Below are 18,992 nucleotides of genomic sequence, written 5' to 3' on the forward strand. Positions count from 1 at the left end.
GGCTGACCGACCGATCCCCGACCCGCTGCGGAGAAACGATCATGAATTCAGCCTCCGGCGATCTTGCTCGCCGCTCCTTCCTCGGCCTGGTTGCGCTGGTCCCCCTGGCCGGCTGCGCGGCCGGCCCGGCCTCACCGGACCCGGGCCCGGGCACCGGCTCCTCGGCCCCGGCGACCACACCGGAAACCCCGGTGGCCAAGGAAACCCCGGCGCCGCCCGGCCCGACGGCCTCGGCTGCTGCCGACGCCGGACTGGCCGCGTTGGAGAAGAAGTTCGACGCCCGGCTCGGCGTGTTCGCCTGGGACACCGGGACCGGCCGGGCGATCACCCACCGGGCCGATGATCGGTTCGCGTTCTGCTCCACCTTCAAGGGTCTCGCCGCCGCTGCTGTTGTCCAGGGCAATCCCTTGTCCCACCTGGAAACCCTGGTCCGGTACGGCGAGGACGAACTGATGAAGAGCTCCATGATCACCAAGAAGCACGTCAAGACGGGGATGACGATCCGGCAGTTGTGCGATGCGGCGGTGCGGTTCAGTGACGGCACCGCCGGCAACCTGCTGCTGCGGGATCTCGGCGGACCGAGGAAGCTGACCGAGTTCGCGCGTAGCCTCGGCGACGAGGTGACCCGGATGGACCGGATCGAGCCGGACATCGTCTCCGCCGAGCCCGGTGATCTTCGAGACACCTCCTCGCCGCGGGCGCTGGGCGGCGACTACCACCAGATCGTGCTCGGCGAGGCACTGGTGCCGGACAAGCGCGCGGTGCTGAGGGATCTGTTGGAGCGCAACACGACCGGAGCGGCACGGATCAAGGCGGTGCTGCCGAAGGGCTGGAAGATCGCGAACAAGACCGGCACCGGCGATTACGGGACGATCAACGACATCGCGATCCTCTGGCCGCCGAAGTCGGCCCCGTTGGTGATCTCGATCATGTCCAGTCGCCCTGACAGAAACGCCGCCTACAATGAGGATCTCGTCGCCGAAGCGGCCGGACATGTCCTCGAAATTTTAAGCTGAGCAGGAGTTATGCCCGTTACCCCCAAGCGTGTGGTCAAGGTCGTCTCAGCGTTCGCGATGTTCGCGGTGGTCAGTGTGCTGGCCGGGGTATTGGTGGCGGGCCTGTTCGTCCCGTTGGCCGGCCTGTCCGGCGCGACCGGGCAGGCGGCGGCCGGCGAGCTGGACAATCTGCCGGCCGAGCTGGACACGCCGCCGCAGGCGGAACGCTCGACCGTGCTGCTCGGCAACGGTGACGTGCTGACGTACTTCTACGACCAGAACCGGATCTACACCAAGCTGGACAAGATCGCGCCGGTGATGGTCCAGGCCCAGCTGGCGATCGAGGATCACCGGTTCTACCAGCACGGTGCGCTGGACCTGACCGGCACGATGCGGGCGTTGCTGCAGAACTCCTCCGGCGGCTCCACTCAGGGCGGCTCGTCGATCAGCCAGCAGTACGTGAAGATGGTGCTGCTGGACGCTTGTGATCTTGATCAGGCCTGCATCGCCGAGGTGCTCGAGTCGAGCGGCCTGGAGGGTTATCAGCGCAAGATCCGTGAGCTGCGGTACGCGATCGCGCTGGAGGAGAAGTTCTCCAAGGACGAGATCCTGGAGCGCTACCTCAACATCGCCTACTTCGGCGACGGCGCCTACGGCGTGGAGGCGGCGGCCCGGCACTACTTCAACACGACGGCGGCCAAGCTGACCCTGCCCCAGGCGGCGATGCTGGCCGGCCTGGTCCGCGATCCGAACCAGGTGAACCCGGTGAAGAATCCCGGGGCCGCCATCGACCGGCGGGACGTGGTGATCAACCGGATGGCCGAGCTCAACCTGATCACTCCGGACCAGGCCAAGCAGGCCAAGGCGACCGGCTTCGACCAGGACAAGGTGCAGCGGACCCGGAACGGCTGCGTCGACTCCCCGTACCCGTTCATCTGCGACTACGTGCGGCGCACCCTGCTGCAGCTGCCGAGCCTGGGCAACACGCCGGAGGAGCGGGAGCACACGCTCAACCGGGGCGGGCTGACGATCGAGACCGCGATCGATCCGAAGACGCAGAAGGTGGCGCAGCGGCAGCTGAGCAAGGTGGTCGGGCCGAAGGACTCGGTGATCGCGACCATGAACATGATCCAGCCGGGCACCGGTTTGATCTTGGCGATGGCACAGAGCCGGCCGGAGATGGGCGATAACACGAAGAAGGGCGAGACCTACTACAACTATTCGGCGACGCCGGAGATGGGCGGCGCGGAAGGGTTCCAGGCCGGGTCGACGTTCAAGGCGTTCACCGCGGCGGCGGCACTGGAGCAGGGGATTCCGTTCAGCAAGAAGTACGACGCCAAGTCGCGGATGGACTTCACCGGGCGCACCTTCGACTCCTGCGAGGGGCGGGTCAAGACCGGGAAGTTCCCGGTCAAGAACTCGACCCAGGCCGAGGGCGTGATGGACATGCGCCGGGCCGCGGAGCAGTCCACCAACACCTACTTCGTGCAGTTGGCACTGGACGTCGGCATGTGCGACATCGTCGAGCTGACCGAGAAGCTCGGCATGGAGAGCAGCACCAAGGAGCTGCCGATCAGCGCCTACGACACGATGCCGTCGTTCACCCTCGGCACCGCCGAGATCGCGCCGATGAAGCTGGCCGAGGCGTACGCGACCTTCGCCGCCCGCGGCGTGCACTGCGACCCGATCGTGCTGGAAAAGGTGACCACCAGCGCCGGCAAACAGCTCAAGGTGCCGGACGGCAACTGCCGCCGGGTGATCCCGACCGAGGTGGCCGACGGGATGAACGAGCTGCTGTCCGGCGTGATCAACAACGGCACCGGCCGGCCGGCCCGGCTCGAGGACGGACGGCCCCAGGCCGGCAAGACCGGCACCACCGACGACAACTACACGGTTTCCTTCGCCGGCTACACGCCCGACGCGGCCGGGGTGGCGATGATCGCGATCGACAACCGGAAGGTGCCGTTCCGCAAGGGCAAGGAGCCGTACCGGAGCAAGGGCGTGCTCGGCTACGAGACCGACACCGGCGTGCGGCTGGAGGGCAGTGGCGGCGGCGACGCCGGCAGCCTGATCTGGAAGCCCACCATGGAGCGCTACCTGAAGGACCTGCCGGAGTCGGACTTCACCAAGCCGCCGCGGGAGATCGAGACCGGGGCACTGGTGGACCTGCCGGCGATCGGCGGGCTGTCCATCGACGACGCGATCGCGAAGCTGGAGGAGGCCGGGTTCACCGTCCGGCGGACCCGCCGGCCCAGCGAGACCGTACCGGAGGGCGAGCTGATCGGCTTCAGCCAGACCGGCGGCCAGGCCCCCGCCTTCTCCACCATCGAGCTGTACGTCTCCTCCGGTCCCGAGCCACCCGAAGTGCCCGAACCGTCAGAAGGTCCGGAAGAGCCGGAACCGCGCTGACACCAGAGATTGTGTTTTCCAGGAATCCTGGAATCATTGTTGACATGGACAAGCACGTTGGTTTTGCCGCGGTGCAGCCGAAGAACGGGACGATCACCATTCCGGCTCAGTTGCGCCGTCGGTTCGGCCTGGACCGCCCTGGCGCGCAGGTCGAGATTATCGACCGTGATGGCGAGATCGTGCTGATCCCTCATGTGGCGGTGCCAGCCGAACAGGCTTGGTTCTGGACCAAGGACTGGCAGGAGCGCGAACGTGAAGCCGACGCGGATCTCGCGGCACGGCGGTCGACCACATTCGACACCTCAGAGGACCTGCTCGCGCATCTGGAGCAGATCGACAGTGACTCTGTCAGCCGGTGACGTACCGCACTGCGGGGGCGTTTGATGGGGACTTCGGCGGGCTGCCGACTGAGCATCGGGATCTGTTTCTGAGCGTCCTCAGGGACCATTTCCTGCCGGCGATCGCGGCCGGTGGCTTCACCGGTACGCCGCCATGGCCGAAGCGGCTGCGGATCCATCAGCTGGCCGGCGGGGTCTACTCGATCACCTGGAGCTTCACCGGACCCGATGGACGCGCAACCTTCCACCTGGAACGTGAGGGTGATGAGACGTTCTTGGTTTGGCGCCGGATCGGAACCCACGACATCTACGACCGTCCCTGACAGGCGCCGCCTGCAGGACTGTCAGTCGCTCCTGTAAAACTAGTGACGTGACTGACCGACGACTGCTGCTGGTGCACGCCCACCCCGACGACGAGACGCTGGGCACCGGCGTGACGATGGCGAAATATGCCGACGAGGGCGCGCAGGTGACCCTGGTGACCTGCACCCTCGGCGAGGAGGGCGAGGTCCTGGTCGACTCGCTCGGCCACCTGGCCGCCGCGCACGAGGACCGGCTCGGTGACCATCGGATCGGTGAGCTGGACAACGCGATGGAGGCCCTCGGCGTCTCCGACTATCTCCGGCTCGGCGGCGACGGCCACTACCGCGACTCCGGGATGCTCTGGGACGAGAACGGGCTGGCAACGGTCCGGGGCGAGTTGCGCGACGGCATCTTCTGGTCCGCCGACCTGCTCGAGGCGGCCGATCTGCTGGTGCCGATCATCCGGGACCGCCGGCCCCAGGTGTTGCTCACCTACGACGAGTTCGGCGGGTACGGGCATCCCGACCACATCCAGGCGCACCGGGTCGCCATGTACGCGTACCAGCTGGCCGCCGTGCCGAGCTATCGCCCGGATCTCGGGGCACCGTGGCAGATCGAGCGGGTGCTCTGGGGGGCGATGAGCGTCACCCGGATGCGGCAGCGGATCGACGAGTTGCGCGCCGCCGGCGACACCGAGACCTGGAAGGACTTCGAGAACGCCAACGAGGGCCGGTCGCTGTTCAGCCCGGACGAGGCGATCGCGGTCGAGATCGACGGCGAGTCGTACGTGGACCGCAAGCACGCCGCGATGAAGGCGCACGCGACCCAGATCAAGCTGGACGACCCGTTCTTCACCCTGGGCGGCACCTTCGGCAGCGACATCTGGGCCCGGGAGCAGTTCCGGCTCGCCGCGGGGAAACCGTTCCCGGGCGAAGGCTGGGCCACCGATCTGTTCGCCGGACTGGAGTAACCTGGCGGTTCGAGAGCCGGGGCGCCGTTCGGTTGCGGCCTGGTCTCGATTCGGGCGTCAGGGCCGTGGATCGACACGGTGCAAGGAATCCTTCCCGTACTATGCTGACCGCCCGTACCGCCCTAATCGGGGGCGCACGAGGCCATTTCCAACTCGCGCGAGGTTAGGTTTCCGTCTTGACTAGCACCATGCCTACCGGCCCGGACGACACCATCGTCGCTGCGCAGCCCGCCAAGAAGAAGCGGGTCCGGCCGGCCGCCATCGTCCTCGGCCTGCTCGGCGCCGTCCTCGTCGCGGCCGCCGCGCTCTACGTGGTCGGCTACTTCATGGCCGGTGACAAGCTGCCGCGGAACGCCTCCATCTCCGGCGTAGCGATCGGCGGGCTGACCAAGGCCGAGGCGACCGAACGGCTGCGGGCCGAGCTGGGCGTGGTCGCCGAGGCGCCGATCCCGGTCGTGATGGGGTCCGAGGAACCGATCGAGGACAAGCTCGACCCGGCCGCCGCCGGCCTGACCGTCGACTACGAGGCCAGCGTTGCCAACGCCGGGGTCGGTCGCAGCTTCGATCCGCGGCTGATCTGGCTGGTGCTGACCGGTGGCGCCGCGATCGACCCGGTGATCGCTGTCGATCAGACGAAGTTGCAGCAGGCGGTCGCCGGCCTCGCCGAGGAGCACCACAGCGAGCCCGCGGACGCCCGGCTCTCCTTCGACGGCACCGAGGTGAAGCTCGAGCCGGGCAGCATCGGGTTGGCCGTGCTCGACACGTCCGCCGGCATGCTCAGCCGGGCCTTCACCGAGGCGAAGGGCCGGATCGACGGCCCGGTGTCCCTCGAGGTCGCCGAGACCCTGCCCGAGATCACCACCAAGGAGGCCGAGCAGGTCGCCGGCGAGTACGCCGAGCCCGCGGTCTCCGGCCCGATCACGCTCAAGGCCGGCGCCGCCGGGTCGTTCACCGTCACGCCGGAGATGCTGGCCGCGTCGCTCACCTTCGCCGCGTCGGACGGCGACCTGGTGCCGGTGCTGGACGCCAAGAAGCTCGCCGCGGAAGCCGCCGAGGAGATCAAGAAGGTCGAGTCGAAGAAGCCGAAGGACGCCACGGTCAAGATCGTCGACGGCAAGCCGAAGATCATTCCCGCGGTCAACGGCACCGAGGTCGGCGACGAGGCGCTGGGCAAGGCCGTCGAGTCGGTGATCACCAAGTCCGGTGAGGCTCGCACGGCCGACATCGAGCTGACCGGCGCCAAGGCGAAGTTCGACACCAAGGACGCCGAGAAGCTGGGGATCAAGGAGGTGACCGGTGCGTTCACCACCTACTACCCGCACGCGTACTACCGCAACGTCAACATCGGCCGGGCCGCTGAGAAGATCAACGGCACCATCCTGAAGCCGGGCGAGATCTTCTCGCTGAACGACATCGTCGGCGAGCGGACCCGGGAGAACGGCTTCACCGAGGGCAGCGTGATCTCCGGCGGCGTCTTCAAGGAGGAGCTCGGCGGCGGGGTCTCGCAGAGTGCCACGACCACGTACAACGCCATGTTCTTCGCCGGCCTGGAAGACATCGAGCACAAGCCGCACGGTCTCTACATCAGCCGCTACCCGCCCGGGCGCGAAGCCACCGTCTCCTGGGGCTCGATCGACCTGAAGTTCCGCAACAACACCGACTACGGGGTGTTGGTGCAGGCCACCGTCGACAAGTCGAAGAACTACGACGAGAAGGGCTCGATCACCGTCAGGATGTGGTCGACCAAGACCTGGGACAAGATCGAATCCTCCAAGCCGAAGAAGTCCAATTTCACGTGGGGCCGGGAAGTCGACAACGACTCCCCGAACTGCCAGCCCTCCTCGCCGGTCCAGGGCTTCGACGTGAACTACTCGCGGCTCTTCTACCAGGACGGCAAGGTCGCCAAGAAGGAAGACTTCTTCTGGCGCTACAACCCGACCAACAAGGTGACCTGTACGGCGCCGGGGCGCTGACCTCTTTCTCTGTTTCTTTGAGTGACTGCCGCGGGGAGGTCTGGGGGTCTGTGCGCGGGCAACCATCCGCACGCGGATGATCATGGTGGCGCTGCCGCGATCCTGCGTCCGCGTGCTCCCGCCAGGCCCGTCCACACCCGCGCACAGACCCCCAGACCTCCCCGCTCTCTTGGTCGAGGGTCAGGCCGGGCTTTGACCGCTTCAGCCGAGCGCTGATCGGGCCTCTTGCTGCTGCCAAACCGAGCGCTTGGAGTGGTCGGCGACAGCCCGAGCTCGATCTGGTCTGGCGTCGGCTCGACTCCAGGTCGCGCCCAACCCGCACGCGACTGCTACCGGCTGCCGCGACTGCTGCAGTGGTCGCGCGGACCGGCAGCGGTCGCGTCGGCCGCTCCGCGCTCCTGGTCGAGGTCGACGTTGCGTCGGTCGAGGCCTGATCCGAGGCTGACGCGACTGTTGTCGGGCGGCGCGAACGCTGCAACGGTCGCGCGGACCGGCAGGGGTCGCGTCGGCGGCTGGCGTCGATGAGCGGCCCGGCTGCGCGCATTCCTTCGACATCGCGCCCTCGGTGGCTCCTAACGCGATCCGATCCGAGCGCGGCCGCGACTGTCGTCGGTGGGCGCGGCTGCTATCGGTGCGTGCGATTGTTGCTGTCGTCGCGTGGGCCGACAGTGGTCGCGCCGGCCGCTCTGCGCCTCCTGGAGGGCACGCTGCTGCATCGGTCTTGACCCGATCCGAGCGCGGACGCGACTGCTATCGGTCGGCGCGATCGCTGCAGTGGTCGCGTGGACCGACAGTGGTCGCGTGGGTGGCTAGCCGCTCAACGGCTCTGCCCTGCTCATCCCCGATCCCGGCTCCGGCAGTGCGTGGACGCGACTGCTATCGGTGGGCGCGATTGTTTCTGTGGTCGCTTGGACCGACAGTGGTCGCGTCGGCCGCTCCGCGATTCCTGGAGGAGTACGCCGCTGCATCGGTCGTGACCCGGTCCGTGCGTGGACGCGACTGTTGTCGGCTGGCGCGATCGCTGCGGTGGTCGCGTGGACCGACAGGGGTCGCGTGGGTGGCTGGTCGCTCAGCGGCTCGGCAGGAGCGCCTACCTCATGCCGATCGCCATTCCGATCCGTGCGTGGACGCGACTGTTGTCGGCTGACGCGATCGCTGCGGTGGTCGCGTGGACCGACAGTGGTCGCGGGGTGAGTGGGTTTCGCTCCGGGACTTCGGCTGGCGATCTTCGACAGCGCTCTGTTCTGTGCGCGAGTTCGCGACGCGATCTGAGCGCGACGCGACTGGTGTTGGTCGGCGCGATCGTTGCAACGGTCGCGCCGACCGGCAGGGTTCGCGTCGGCGGCTGGCGTCGCTGAGCGGCCCGGCTGCGCGCGTACCTTCGACATCGCTTCACGCGGTGGCGCCTAGGCCGACGCGATCTGAGCGCGACGCGACTGGTGTTGGTCGGCGCGAATGCTGCAACGGTCGCGCGGCCCGACAGGGGTCGCGTCGGCGGCGGGCGTCGCTGAGCGGCTCGGCTGCGCCCGTTCCTTCGCCACTGCCGCTGGCGTACGCGCCGGTCGTGATCCCGTGGCGCGGACGCGACTGCTATCGGTCGGCGCGATCGTTGCAGTGGTCGCGTGGATGGATAGCGGTCGCGTCGGTGGGCGGGGCGGGGGAGGGTCAGTGGGTGGTGGGGGTTGGGCGGAGGTAGCGGTAGGTGTGGTGGAGTTGGAAGCCGAGGCGTTGGTAGGCCTGGTGGGCGTCGGTGTTCTCCTGGGCGACCTGGAGGTAGGCGCTGCGGGCGCCCTTGGCGCCGGCCCAGTGGACCAGGCCGATCAGCACCTCCGTGGCCAGGCCCTGCCGGCGGTGGTCGGGGTCGGTCCAGAGGGCGGCGATGCCGAGCCAGTCCTGGCTGATCTGGCCGCGGCCGGAGGCGATCAGTCGATCGCCGTGGGCGATGCCGGCCAGGCCGTACGGCGGGTGGCCGGTCAGCATCGTGCGGAGCAGGTCGGGATCGACGTCGGACGGGCGGTAGGCGTGGTAGGCCTGCCACCAGGCGTCGGTGAGCTGCTCCTCGACCATGACCCGCGGGTCGGCCGGCCGGGTGCCCAGGTCCGAGAGGCGCTGCACCATGACATCGGTCGGCAGGTAGGTGTCGGCCCAGCCGAGCTCGCGGAATCGCCGCTCCGGCGCCGATCCGTCGATCACCTGCACCTGCGGCGCGATGCCGTGCTCGGCGGCGAAGTCGACGACCCGACGTGCCGCCTGGTCGAACGGCACGCCCGGATCGCCCACCGCGAGGCAGGAGTTCGCCCGGCCGGTGAATCCACCGCCGGCCCGCAGCCACCAGGCGCCCAGCCGCTCAGCGTAGGCGATCCAGCCGTGCACCGCCGCCTGTTCCAGCTCCTCGGCCGGGACCCGCAGCGGATCCGGCCCGCGGGAGATCGACGGCACCCGCTTGGCCAAGATCACGGCCGCCCGGTCCACCTCGACGACCCGGTCGTCCCGGGTGCGCACGATGATCAAGTTCTCCTCGGCCGAGACCAGGACGCCGAGCACGTCGGTGGCCGAACCGTCCGGCAGCCGATGGCGGAGCACCAGGCGTTCACCCGGCTCGGGCGTGGGTGTGATCCGTGCGACAGCGTCCACAGAGTGGGGGTCCTTCGCGGCTACGGTGGGAAAGCGAGATACTAGCTCACTGAGGCGGCGTCCTCGGGAGCCGCCGCAGGATCAGAGATTCGAGGAGAGTCCGTGACGTACGTCATTGCGCAGCCCTGTGTCGATCTTAAGGACCTGGCTTGCGTCGAGGAGTGTCCCGTCGATTGCATCTACGAGGGCAAGCGGATGCTCTACATCCACCCCGATGAGTGCGTCGACTGCGGAGCGTGCGAGCCGGTCTGCCCGGTCGAGGCGATCTTCTACGAGGATGACACCCCGGAGGAGTGGAAGGACTACTACCAGGCCAACGTCGACTTCTTCGACGACCTGGGCTCGCCCGGCGGTGCCGCGAAGACCGGCCCGATCGACAAGGACCACGCGCTGATCGCGGCCCTGCCGCCGCAAGAGCACGACGAGTGATCCAGCGCCCGTGACCACCACGCCGGCCACCGGCATCACCGCCCTGCCCGACTTTCCCTGGGACAGCCTGGCCGGGGCCAAGGAACGCGCGGCGGCCCACCCGGACGGCCTGGTCGACCTCTCGGTCGGCACCCCGGTCGACCCGGTCCCGCAGGCAGCGCAGACGGCTCTGGCCGAGGCCGCCAATAGTCCGGGCTACCCGCTGACCTCCGGCACGGCCGACCTGCAGGCCGCGATGGCCGGCTATCTGACCCGCCGCTGGGGCGCCGAGGGGCTCGTCCCGGAGGCGACGATGCCGGTGATCGGCACCAAGGAGTTCGTCGCCTGGCTGCCGACCCTGCTCGGCCTCGGTCCCGGTGACGTCGTGGTGGTGCCGACGATGGCGTACCCGACTTATGCGGTCGGGGCGATGATCGCCGGTTGTACGCCGATCCCGGCCGATGATCTTGACGGCCTGGATGATCAACGGGTCGGCCTGGTCTGGCTCAACTCGCCGTCCAACCCGACCGGCCAGATCCTCGGCCCGGACGAGCTCGCCCGCCGGGTCGCCTGGGCTCGTGATCACGGGGCCGTGGTGGCCTCGGACGAGTGCTACGGCGAGTTCGGCTGGGACACCGAACCGGTCTCGGTGCTCCGTCCCGACGTCTGCCGCGGTTCCCATGATCAACTGTTGGCGGTGCACTCGCTGTCCAAGCGGTCCAACCTGGCCGGCTACCGGGCCGGGTTCATCGGTGGTGATCATGAGCTGGTGACCCGGCTGCTGGCGGTACGCAAGCACGCCGGCATGATCGTGCCACGGCCGGTGCAGCAGGCGATGATCACCTTGCTGGCCGATGATGATCATGTTCAGCAGCAGCGCGGCCGCTACCTGGCCCGGCGCGAGCTGCTCCGCCCGGCCCTGGAGCGGGCCGGCTTCCGGATCGAGCACTCCGAAGGTTCGCTCTACCTCTGGGCCACCCGGGACGAGCCCGGCCGGGCCTCGATCGACTTCCTCGCCGGCCACGGCATCCTGGCCGCCCCCGGCGACTTCTACGGCGCCGCCGCCGACGGCTACGTCCGCGTAGCCCTCACCGCCACCGACGACCGCATCGCCGCCGCCGCCACCCGCCTCACCCAATAACGCCGACCCGTCACATCCGCGGCCCTTTTCGCGGCGTGTCGCAGCCGTTGTGACGGCTCGATCGATTGGGTGGGGGTCCCGATCAGACCAGCGGTGCTCCAGCCTTCGGCTCCGCCGGCCGGGGCTGGGCCGGTCCGGCGCCCAGCGGACCCGGAAGCCCGAGATACCACCGGGTCAGCTCGGTTCGGCTGGTCAGCCCGGTCTTGGCCAGGATCCGCCGCACGTGGCTCTCCACCGTGCGTTCGGACAGCACCAGGCGCGCCGCGATCTCCCGGTTGGACAGGGCCCGGGCGACCAGGCCCAGCACCTCGTGCTCCCGGGTGCTCAGCGGATCGGCCGCCCGTTCACCCGGCTGCAAAGCCGCGAGCAGCGCTTCGGCCACCCGCAACGGCCCCGGCAGATCGAGCCGGCGGGACTGATCGGCGGCGGTCCGCGCGTGCTCGGTGGCACCGGCGTAGTCCCCGACCGCGGTGAGCGCACGGGCCAGGCCGAGGTGTCCGTGCACCAGGAACGGCCGGGCGCCGATCCGTTCGTCGATCCGCAACCCGGCCCGGAAGGAGTCGATCGCGGCCGCCGTGTCGCCCAGGGCCAGAGCCAGGTCGCCGAGCATCCGGGCGATCGCTCCGCTGTAGTAAACGGTGCCCGAGCCCATGATCAACGTCGTGCCGAAGGTGGTCTCGATCAGCTCCCGCAACCGCCGGCAGGTGTCGCTGTCGCCGAAGGCCACGGCCAGGTCCGGCAGATAGGCCAGCGTCGCTGCGGCCATCATCCGGTTCGGGTCGTCCAGCCCGGGCAGGGCCGCTCGATAGAGCGCGGCCGCCTCGTCCCGCCGGCCGACGAGCAGCAACGCCTGCGCCAGACCCGCCTTGCCGACCAGCGGAAACCGGCTCACGTCCGCCAGCAGGTCGGTCCAGCCGGGGCTCAGGTCGGCCGGGTCGCCCCGCACCACGGCCAGCAGCACCGACAATCCGAAGTGGGTGAAGTAGATCGACGGGTCGCCCCAATCGGCGGCGACTTCGGCGGCCTGCCCGGACAGCCGGCGGCTCCGGTCGAAGTCGCCGACCAGCCCGGCCAGCGTCGCCTGCCGGCGCAGCAGATGCCAGCGGACCAGCGGCAGCCCGGTCCGTTCGGCCAGCAGTTGGATCGCGTCGACCTCCCGCTGGGCCAGCGCCATGTCGGCCAGGTGGATCGCGGCGTCGGAGCACCAGATGTGCGCCCACAACCGGGCCAGCGGCCGGCCGGTCCGGGTCGCCAGCTCCAACGCGCGCCGGCTGGTGGCGATCGCCTCGGCGTCTCGGCCCGGCCGCCATTCCAGCGAGACCCGGGCCCGCAGCGCGTCCAGTTCGGCATCGGCATCGCCGGCGTCGACCGCGTGCTGGTACGCGGTCCGGGCCCACTCGCCCGCATCCTCGATCAGGTTGAGCTCGAGCAACGCACAGGCCAGCTGTGCCTCGATCCGCGCCCGCAGCCACGGCGGCCCGGCCTCGCCCAGCAACCCCAGCGCTCGGTGGCACAGGTCGACCAGTTGTTGGTTGATCGCCGGATGGGCGATCCCTTGGACGATGACCGCGGCCCGGCCGATCACCTCACCCCGCGTCGTCCGTTCCCCCTCGTCGGCCGCTCGCAGGCAGGTCTCGATGCTCTGCTCGAGCCGGCCACCCAGATACTGCGCCCGAGCCAGGTCCAGCAGCAGTTCGGCTCGGTCGATCCCGGCCGCCGGCCCGGCGTCGAGGGCGAGCCGCAGATAGCCGGCCGCTTCGTCGTACGCTCCGGCAGCGCGGGCGGCATCGGCCGCGCGGACCGCCCAGGCCGCCGCCTGCACCGGCTCGCCGGCCCGGTGCCAGTGGGTCGCCACCACTCCGGTACGGCCATCGTCGGTCACCGCCAGCGGCTCCAGCAGCAGCGCCGCCCGCCGATGCAGCTCGACCCGCCGCGCCGGAGGCAGGGAGGCATAGCAGGCGTCCCGGACCAGCCCGTGAGCGAACCGGACCCGCGCGCCGTCCGGCTGGATCTCCACCAACCCGGCCGGCACCGCGGGCCGCAACCGCTCCAGCACCGGACAGTCGCCACCGACCAGCGCGGCGAGCAGCTCGGGATCGGCGTCCAGCCCGAGCACGCTGAGTCCGGCCACCAGCTCGGCGGTGTCCAGCCCGGCGGCCCGCAGCGCTACCGCGACCAGATGGCGCAGTTCGGGCTGCTCACCGAGCGTGTCGACCCAGGTCTGGTGACCGCGCAGTTGGCCGCCGGCTACCCGGGCCAGGGTGCGAAGGTACAGCGGGCTGCCGCCGGCCAGCTCGGTCGCGTGCCGGACCGCGGCGGCATCGGCGGGGCCGACCGAGGAGGTCAGCACCTCGGCCGCCTCGGCGGGGGACAGCGGGCCGAGACCGATCACCTCGCTGGCCCGGTGGGCCGGCGTCTCGGCGAAGCCGCTGCCGACCGCATCCCGATGGGTGCCCACCACCAGCAGCGGCAACCGGCGGATCTCGGCCGCGAGCCGGTCCAGCAGTCGCAGCGTCGCCTGGTCGGCCCATTGCAGGTCGTCCAGCACGATCAGCAGCCCGGGATCGGCCGTCGCGCAGTCGGCCAGCGCGTCCAGCACGGCGGTGTCGGCGGCGAAGGTGGTCGCGGCGGTGTCGTCGACCGAGGCGTTGACGCGTTCGCCGCTGCCGGCGGCCAGGGCGGTGATCGCGGCGGCCGGGCCGGGTAGGTCACGGGTCGCCCGCGACCACGGCCAGAGCGCGGGCACCCCGGCGTCGGCGAGCGCGGTGCCCCAGCCGACCGGTCCGGACGCGTCGGCCACCAGTTCCTCGACCAGCCGGGTCTTCCCGATCCCGGCCGGTCCGGTGACCAGCACCAGCTGACCGGTGCCGGCCCGGGCGTCGGCCAGCCGCCGACGCAACAGAGCCACCTCATCGTGCCGCCCGACGAGCGGGTCGGCCGTCCCCGGAACGGGCCTCATTTTCCCTCCCCGGAACGGGCCTCTTTTCGCAGTATGCAGTACCGAATTGCGTACCACCACGGATGTCGCCGAACCGGTGCCCGGGCGACCGTAGCGGCATGAATCAGAGCAGGAAGCTGAACGAGGCCGTACGCCGGCTGTTCGCTCCGGCGCGGCGACCGGGCCGCCTCGGCGCCGAGGTGGAACTGATCCCGGTCACCGACTGTGCGGACCCGCGACCGGTCGATCCGGCGACGCTCGTCGCCGGGTTCGATCCGGCCTTCGTCGCCGCCGCCCGACCCACGTTCGAGCCGGGTGGCCAGCTCGAGTTGAGTCCCGCCCCGTGCGCCGGGCCGGCCGCGCTGGTGACCGAGCTGCACCGGCTGCTGGGCCGGGCCGAGACGATCGCGCGGACCGGCGGCGTCCGGCTCGAGCTGGTCGGCGTGAACCCGTACCACGGCTGCGCCGACGTCCCGCTGCGGACGCCCACGCCGCGCTACCGCGCCATGCAGGCGGTCTTCGACCAGACCGGCGAGGACGGGCGGCGGATGATGCGGCTGACCGCGTCGCTGCAGCTGGCAGTGGATCTGCTGCCCGGCACCGCGGGGCGGCAGCAGTGGCTGGTCGCCAACCTGGCCGGTCCAGCGCTGGCCACGGCCTTCGACAACTCCGCCGGCGAGCGCACCCGGATCTGGCGCGGCCTGGATCCGGCCCGCACCGGCTACGACGGCCGGCATCTCGATCCGGTCGACCCGGTCGGGGCCTACCTGGCCTTCGCCGCCGCGGCGCCCCGGTTGCCGATCCCGGACACCGCCGACGCCGGCTATCACCTGAGCACGCTGTTTCCGCCGGTCCGGCCCCGTGGCGGCTACCTCGAGCTGCGCTACCTGGACGCTCAACCGGTGCACCGGATCGAGGGCGTCGTACGGACGATCAGCACGCTGTTGCTCGTCCCCGCCGCCCGCCGGGCGGCCCTGGAACTGCTGTTGCCGCGCGCGGCGGATCAGGATCGGGCCTGGGCCGAGGCCGCCGCCGGGTGCTCGCCCGAGACCGAGGCACTGCTGGCCATCGCGGGCACCGAACTCACGGCCCCGTTGGCCCGGTCGGCCCCATCGGCTCCGGCAGTCCGGTCGGCTCCGGCAGTCCGGTCGGCCGCGGCAGTCCGGTCGGCCTCGGTGATCGGCAGTGTGCGATGAGGATCGGGTTCGTCGCGGATCCGCTGGAGCGGCTGGACCCGTCGATCGACACCAGTGTCGGGCTGATGCATGCCGCCCGGGACCGCGGTGCCGAGGTCTGGGTGACCGAGGCCGTACGGCTGGAGGCGGTGGGCGGCCGAGCCCGGGCTCGGGCCCGGCGGATCGAGCTGGCGCCGGCGTGGCCCGAGGGCGGCTGCCGGTGGAGCGTGCCGGACCCGTGGTTCACCGTCGTCGAGACGAGCCAGGTCTGGCTGGACGAGCTGACCGCGCTGTTTCTGCGCACCGAGCCGCCGGTCGACGACGCCTTCGTCGCCGCGACGTTGATCATGGATCTGATCGACCCGGCCGGCACCGTGCTGGTGAACGATCCGCGCGGCCTGCGGGAGTGCAGCGAGCACCTCTTCCCGCTCCGCTTCCCCGATCTTGTCCCGCCGACCGCCGTGACCGCCGACGAGCGCACGATCCGTGACTTCCTGGCCGAGCACGGTGCGGCGGTGATCAAGCCGGTCGACGGATTCTCCGGCCGCGGCGTGCTCCGGCTGGACCGGCACGACCCCAACCTCGCCTCGTTGATCGAGATCAGCACCGCGCTGGGCAGCAGACCCGTTCTGGTGCAGCGATTCCTGCGTGACGTGACAGCGGGCAACAAGCGGGTGTTCGTCGTCGACGGCGAACCGGTCGGCGCGGTCTATCGCTTTCCGGTGGCCGGTGACTTCCGGATCGGTCACCCGAGCGTCGAGGCCCCGGTCACGGCGCGCGACCGGGAGATCTGCACCCGGCTGGCCCCGGATCTGCGCCGGCTGGGGATCCGGCTCGCCGGCCTGGACGTGATCGGCCCGTCCTTGATCGAAGTCAACGTGACCAGCGTCGGCGCGCTGCGCAAGGCGGATGCGTTGCTCGGCTGGACCCTGTGCGCCGACCTACTCGACCACCTCCTCGAATCCGCAACCCTGGAAAGGAAATCAGCATGATCACCAATCTCGATCCCGCCTCCCTCGGCCTCGGCATGATCACCGCGATCGTCTGCATCGCGGTGCTGGCCGCGATGATCTTCCTGCTCGGCTTCAACGTCTCCCGGATGCGCGGCATCACCGCGCAGCAGGGTGGTTCGCAGACTCCGACCGACCCGGCCAGTCCGCTGTTGATCGCGATCCGAGCCCACGGCAACGCGATCGAATACGTTCCCACGTTGCTGGTCCTGTTCCTCCTCGTCGCCGCCCTGGCCCCGGCCTGGGTCGCGCTGCCGTTGATCATCGGCGCGACCGGATCCCGCCTGCTGCACGCGTACGGAATGGTCACCTCGAAGACACTGGCGGCGGAGGATCATCGGCGGCTGGCCGGCGCGATGGGCACCTATCTGTTCGGCGTCGGGCTGGCCGTGGCCGCGGCCGTCACCGCCTTCTGAGGATCGGCACCACGATGCCCGGTCAACCGCTGCGTGGACGCTCGGAGCCTCAGCCCTCAGGGCGGGGGCGCCGGCTGGCCGATCACCCGTCGGCCGCGGCCCTGAGATCACCGGCGCTGCGCCGCTATCTGGCGGGGCAGTTGCCGTCGGTGACCTGCTCCTGGGCGCAGGTGGTCGCGCTCGCCTGGGTGGTGGTGCAACTGGATCCGGCCGCGCTCGGCCTGGTGATCTTGCTGCAGTTCCTGCCCACGCTGGTGATCGGGCCGTGGTTCGGTGCCCTGGCCGATCGCTACGACCGGCGCCGGCTGCTGATGATCGCCGAGACCGGGCTGGCACTGGTCGCCGCCGGCTACGCGCTGGCCGCGGCGGCCGGAGCCCTGACCCTGCCGATGATCTTTCTGCTGGCCGGGGTCTGGGGCGTGATCAACGCGTTGGACACGCCGGCCCGGCGGGCGATGGTGCCGATGCTGGTGCCGTCCGGGCTCGCTCCCGCGGCGTCCGCGTTGACCGGGACCGCGATGCTCTTCGGGATGACCGCCGGCTCGGCGCTGGGCGGGATCCTGGTCAGCACGGTCGGGGTGAGCCTCACCTTCCTGATCAACGCGGCCTCGTTCGCCGCCGACGTGATCATCCTGGCCACGATCCGCACCGGTCCGTCACCCCGGGTGGCCCGCGCCGCCGGCCAGGTCCGCGCCGGGCTGCGCTATCTCTGGTCGACGCCGCCGCTGCGGGCGACCATGATCGCGTTCGCGCTGGTGGCCACCTTCGGGTTCACGCTGCAGGTGTCGGTGCCGATCCTGGTCCGGGTCACGTTCGACGGTGGGCCGGATCTGGTCGGCGCCGCGTTCACCGCCGGCACCGCGGGCAGCCTGGCCGGGATGGTCGCCACCGCCGCCCGCCGCGGCGCCGACCCGCCCTCGCTGGCCCGGGCGGCCGCCGGCCTGGGCGCCGCCCTGCTGCTGACCGCGGCCGCCCCCGTCGTGCCCGTCCTGCTGTTCGCCCTCGCCGCCGCCGGCTTCGCCTGGTCGGTCTGCATCATCGCGGCGACGGCCACGTTGCAGTCCGCCGAACCGGCGATGACCGGCCGGGTGATGGCGATCTTCGCCGCCGTCCTGCTCGGTGGCACCGCGACCGGCGGCCCGATCGCCGCCGCGGTCGCCGACCTGACCGACCCCCGCGCTCCGTTCGTCGTCGGCACCCTGGCCGCCGCCGGCGCCGCCTTCCTGGCCTCGACCGGCCGCGCCCGCTTCCGTACCGGCACCTTCGCGACCTTCCTCGCCCTCCACTCCGCCTACCGGCCAACCCGTCGAATCACCCCACTCGCGCCACGTTCCGCGGCGACCCGTCACAACCGCTGCGACACGCCGCCAGAACGGCCGCGGATGTGACGGGTCGGCGGAGTAGGAAGGGGGGATGGGGTACGGAGCGCGGGTGGTGGCCGACTCGGTGGCGGAGTCGGGGCGGCGGCTGGTGACGATGGAGGTCACGTTCCCGCGGCTGGTGCTGGCGGAGTTCAACACGCACCGGGTGTTCTCCCGCAACAGCGCGTCCAGCCGGGCCATCCCGATCAAGAAGCAGCTGGTCCGGATCCGGGAGGAGCCGTTCGTCCCGGCCACCTGGGGGCTCAACCAGGCCGGGATGCAGGCCGAGCGGGAAGCCGACGAGGAGACCGCGGCGGCGGCACGGACGGCGTGGCTGGTCGCCCGCGACCGGGCCGTTGAGCAGGCCGAGGAGCTGCTCCGGCTCGGCATCCACAAGCAGCTGGCGAATCGGCTGCTCGAGCCGTTCATGTGGCACACGGTGATCGTCACCGCGACCGAGTGGAGCAACTTCTTCGCGTTGCGCGCGAACCCGATGGCTCAGCCGGAGATCAACCAGGTGGCCACCCTGATGCTCGACGCCTACCGCGGCAGCACCCCGGTCACCATCCCGGCCGGCGGCTGGCACCTGCCGCTGCTGCAGCCGGAGGAACGCGACGGCACCTTCGAGCACAGCGAGGAGGCCCGCCGGATCTCGGCGGCGCGGTGCGCCCGGGTCAGCTACCTGACCCACGACGGCACCCGTGATCTCGAAGCCGACCTCGGGCTCTATCGCCGACTGGTCGACGGCGGGCACCTGTCGCCGCTGGAACACGTGGCCACGCCCGAAGCCGACGGAGCCTGGGTCGGCAACTTCCACGGCTGGCGGCAACTGCGCAAGACCATCCCGAACGAGCAAGACTTCGGCCTGGTGTCGTGAGTCAGCGCAGCCCGACTGAACCCCGCCCCGCAACCCCAACAGTG

The 18,992-nt window shown here is 70.5% G+C and carries 15 protein-coding genes; 13 read left to right on the forward strand and 2 right to left on the reverse strand.

Features of this window, described 5'->3' with window-relative positions:
• The first annotated feature begins 41 nt into the window (after window positions 1-41).
• From bla to FNH24_RS01545, 6 genes are all read left to right on the forward strand, one after another.
• Window positions 42-1,016: a class A beta-lactamase gene (gene bla, locus FNH24_RS01520; protein WP_152360354.1), complete on the forward strand. Its 975-nt coding sequence runs from the start codon at window positions 42-44 to the stop codon at window positions 1,014-1,016.
• A gap of 9 nt (window positions 1,017-1,025) precedes the next feature.
• Window positions 1,026-3,404, forward strand: coding sequence for a transglycosylase domain-containing protein (locus tag FNH24_RS01525; protein WP_152360355.1), 2,379 nt, complete (start codon window positions 1,026-1,028; stop codon window positions 3,402-3,404).
• 44 nt (window positions 3,405-3,448) lie between these two features.
• Window positions 3,449-3,763, forward strand: a complete 315-nt coding sequence (locus FNH24_RS01530) for an AbrB/MazE/SpoVT family DNA-binding domain-containing protein (RefSeq protein ID WP_152360356.1) — start codon at window positions 3,449-3,451, stop codon at window positions 3,761-3,763.
• A complete protein-coding gene (locus FNH24_RS01535) occupies window positions 3,760-4,065 on the forward strand; it encodes a hypothetical protein (RefSeq protein WP_152360357.1) in 306 nt (101 codons plus the stop codon). Before FNH24_RS01530 ends, FNH24_RS01535 begins: the two co-directional genes overlap by 4 nt.
• Before the next feature lie 47 nt (window positions 4,066-4,112).
• The gene (gene mshB / locus FNH24_RS01540) at window positions 4,113-5,015 is read left to right on the forward strand and encodes an N-acetyl-1-D-myo-inositol-2-amino-2-deoxy-alpha-D-glucopyranoside deacetylase (protein ID WP_175047853.1); all 903 of its coding nucleotides are present in this window, start codon (window positions 4,113-4,115) and stop codon (window positions 5,013-5,015) included.
• A 188-nt stretch (window positions 5,016-5,203) separates the two neighbouring features.
• On the forward strand, window positions 5,204-6,988 hold the full coding sequence (locus FNH24_RS01545) for a VanW family protein (protein WP_152360358.1): 1,785 nt from the start codon (window positions 5,204-5,206) through the stop codon (window positions 6,986-6,988).
• Window positions 6,989-8,653: 1,665 nt separating this feature from the next.
• On the opposite strand, the gene FNH24_RS01550 is transcribed toward FNH24_RS01545, so the two are convergent.
• A complete protein-coding gene (locus FNH24_RS01550) occupies window positions 8,654-9,622 on the reverse strand; it encodes a GNAT family N-acetyltransferase (RefSeq protein ID WP_152360359.1) in 969 nt (322 codons plus the stop codon).
• Window positions 9,623-9,724: 102 nt separating this feature from the next.
• Here FNH24_RS01550 and fdxA point away from each other — a divergent pair, with 102 nt between their 5' ends.
• Together fdxA and dapC are read left to right on the forward strand one after the other, a co-directional pair.
• Window positions 9,725-10,051: a ferredoxin gene (fdxA, locus tag FNH24_RS01555; RefSeq protein ID WP_152360360.1), complete on the forward strand. Its 327-nt coding sequence runs from the start codon at window positions 9,725-9,727 to the stop codon at window positions 10,049-10,051.
• 10 nt (window positions 10,052-10,061) lie between these two features.
• The gene (dapC, locus tag FNH24_RS01560; protein WP_281350973.1) at window positions 10,062-11,171 is read left to right on the forward strand and encodes a succinyldiaminopimelate transaminase; all 1,110 of its coding nucleotides are present in this window, start codon (window positions 10,062-10,064) and stop codon (window positions 11,169-11,171) included.
• 82 nt (window positions 11,172-11,253) lie between these two features.
• On the opposite strand, the gene FNH24_RS01565 is transcribed toward dapC, so the two are convergent.
• Window positions 11,254-14,130 carry an ATP-binding protein gene (locus FNH24_RS01565; RefSeq protein WP_152360361.1) on the reverse strand — a complete coding sequence of 959 codons (2,877 nt, stop codon included), beginning with the start codon at window positions 14,128-14,130 and terminating at the stop codon, window positions 11,254-11,256.
• A 98-nt stretch (window positions 14,131-14,228) separates the two neighbouring features.
• On the opposite strand from FNH24_RS01565, the gene FNH24_RS01570 reads away from it, so the two are divergent.
• The 5 genes from FNH24_RS01570 to FNH24_RS01590 are packed head-to-tail and all read left to right on the forward strand — an operon-like array spanning window position 14,229 to window position 18,948.
• Complete coding sequence (locus tag FNH24_RS01570) at window positions 14,229-15,305, forward strand: glutamate-cysteine ligase family protein (protein WP_161605950.1); 1,077 nt, start codon at window positions 14,229-14,231, stop codon at window positions 15,303-15,305.
• A complete protein-coding gene (gene gshB / locus FNH24_RS01575; RefSeq protein ID WP_152360363.1) occupies window positions 15,302-16,276 on the forward strand; it encodes a glutathione synthase in 975 nt (324 codons plus the stop codon). Before FNH24_RS01570 ends, gshB begins: the two co-directional genes overlap by 4 nt.
• On the forward strand, window positions 16,273-16,710 hold the full coding sequence (locus tag FNH24_RS01580) for an MAPEG family protein (RefSeq protein WP_217427989.1): 438 nt from the start codon (window positions 16,273-16,275) through the stop codon (window positions 16,708-16,710). The genes gshB and FNH24_RS01580 overlap by 4 nt, the downstream gene beginning before the upstream one ends.
• A 14-nt stretch (window positions 16,711-16,724) precedes the next feature.
• Complete coding sequence (locus tag FNH24_RS01585) at window positions 16,725-18,098, forward strand: MFS transporter (RefSeq protein WP_152360364.1); 1,374 nt, start codon at window positions 16,725-16,727, stop codon at window positions 18,096-18,098.
• Between the two features lie 25 nt (window positions 18,099-18,123).
• A complete protein-coding gene (locus tag FNH24_RS01590; protein ID WP_152360365.1) occupies window positions 18,124-18,948 on the forward strand; it encodes an FAD-dependent thymidylate synthase in 825 nt (274 codons plus the stop codon).
• The last annotated feature ends 44 nt before the right edge of the window (window positions 18,949-18,992 follow it).

Origin of the sequence: Microlunatus speluncae (assembly GCF_009299835.1) — a bacterium.
Taxonomy (GTDB): Bacteria; Actinomycetota; Actinomycetes; order Propionibacteriales; family Propionibacteriaceae; genus Microlunatus; species Microlunatus speluncae.

Excerpts from the sequence above, each read along its gene's own strand:
- FNH24_RS01525 (WP_152360355.1), top strand. The coding sequence starts at position 1,026 with ATGCCCGTTACCCCCAAGCGTGTGGTCAAGGTCGTCTCAGCGTTCGCG.
- FNH24_RS01570 (WP_161605950.1), top strand. The coding sequence starts at position 14,229 with ATGAATCAGAGCAGGAAGCTGAACGAGGCCGTACGCCGGCTGTTCGCT.
- bla (WP_152360354.1), top strand. The coding sequence starts at position 42 with ATGAATTCAGCCTCCGGCGATCTTGCTCGCCGCTCCTTCCTCGGCCTG.
- FNH24_RS01585 (WP_152360364.1), top strand. The coding sequence starts at position 16,725 with ATGCCCGGTCAACCGCTGCGTGGACGCTCGGAGCCTCAGCCCTCAGGG.
- FNH24_RS01545 (WP_152360358.1), top strand. The coding sequence starts at position 5,204 with ATGCCTACCGGCCCGGACGACACCATCGTCGCTGCGCAGCCCGCCAAG.
- FNH24_RS01565 (WP_152360361.1), bottom strand. The coding sequence starts at position 14,130 with ATGAGGCCCGTTCCGGGGACGGCCGACCCGCTCGTCGGGCGGCACGAT.
- FNH24_RS01530 (WP_152360356.1), top strand. The coding sequence starts at position 3,449 with ATGGACAAGCACGTTGGTTTTGCCGCGGTGCAGCCGAAGAACGGGACG.
- FNH24_RS01590 (WP_152360365.1), top strand. The coding sequence starts at position 18,124 with ATGGGGTACGGAGCGCGGGTGGTGGCCGACTCGGTGGCGGAGTCGGGG.
- FNH24_RS01580 (WP_217427989.1), top strand. The coding sequence starts at position 16,273 with ATGATCACCAATCTCGATCCCGCCTCCCTCGGCCTCGGCATGATCACC.
- gshB (WP_152360363.1), top strand. The coding sequence starts at position 15,302 with ATGAGGATCGGGTTCGTCGCGGATCCGCTGGAGCGGCTGGACCCGTCG.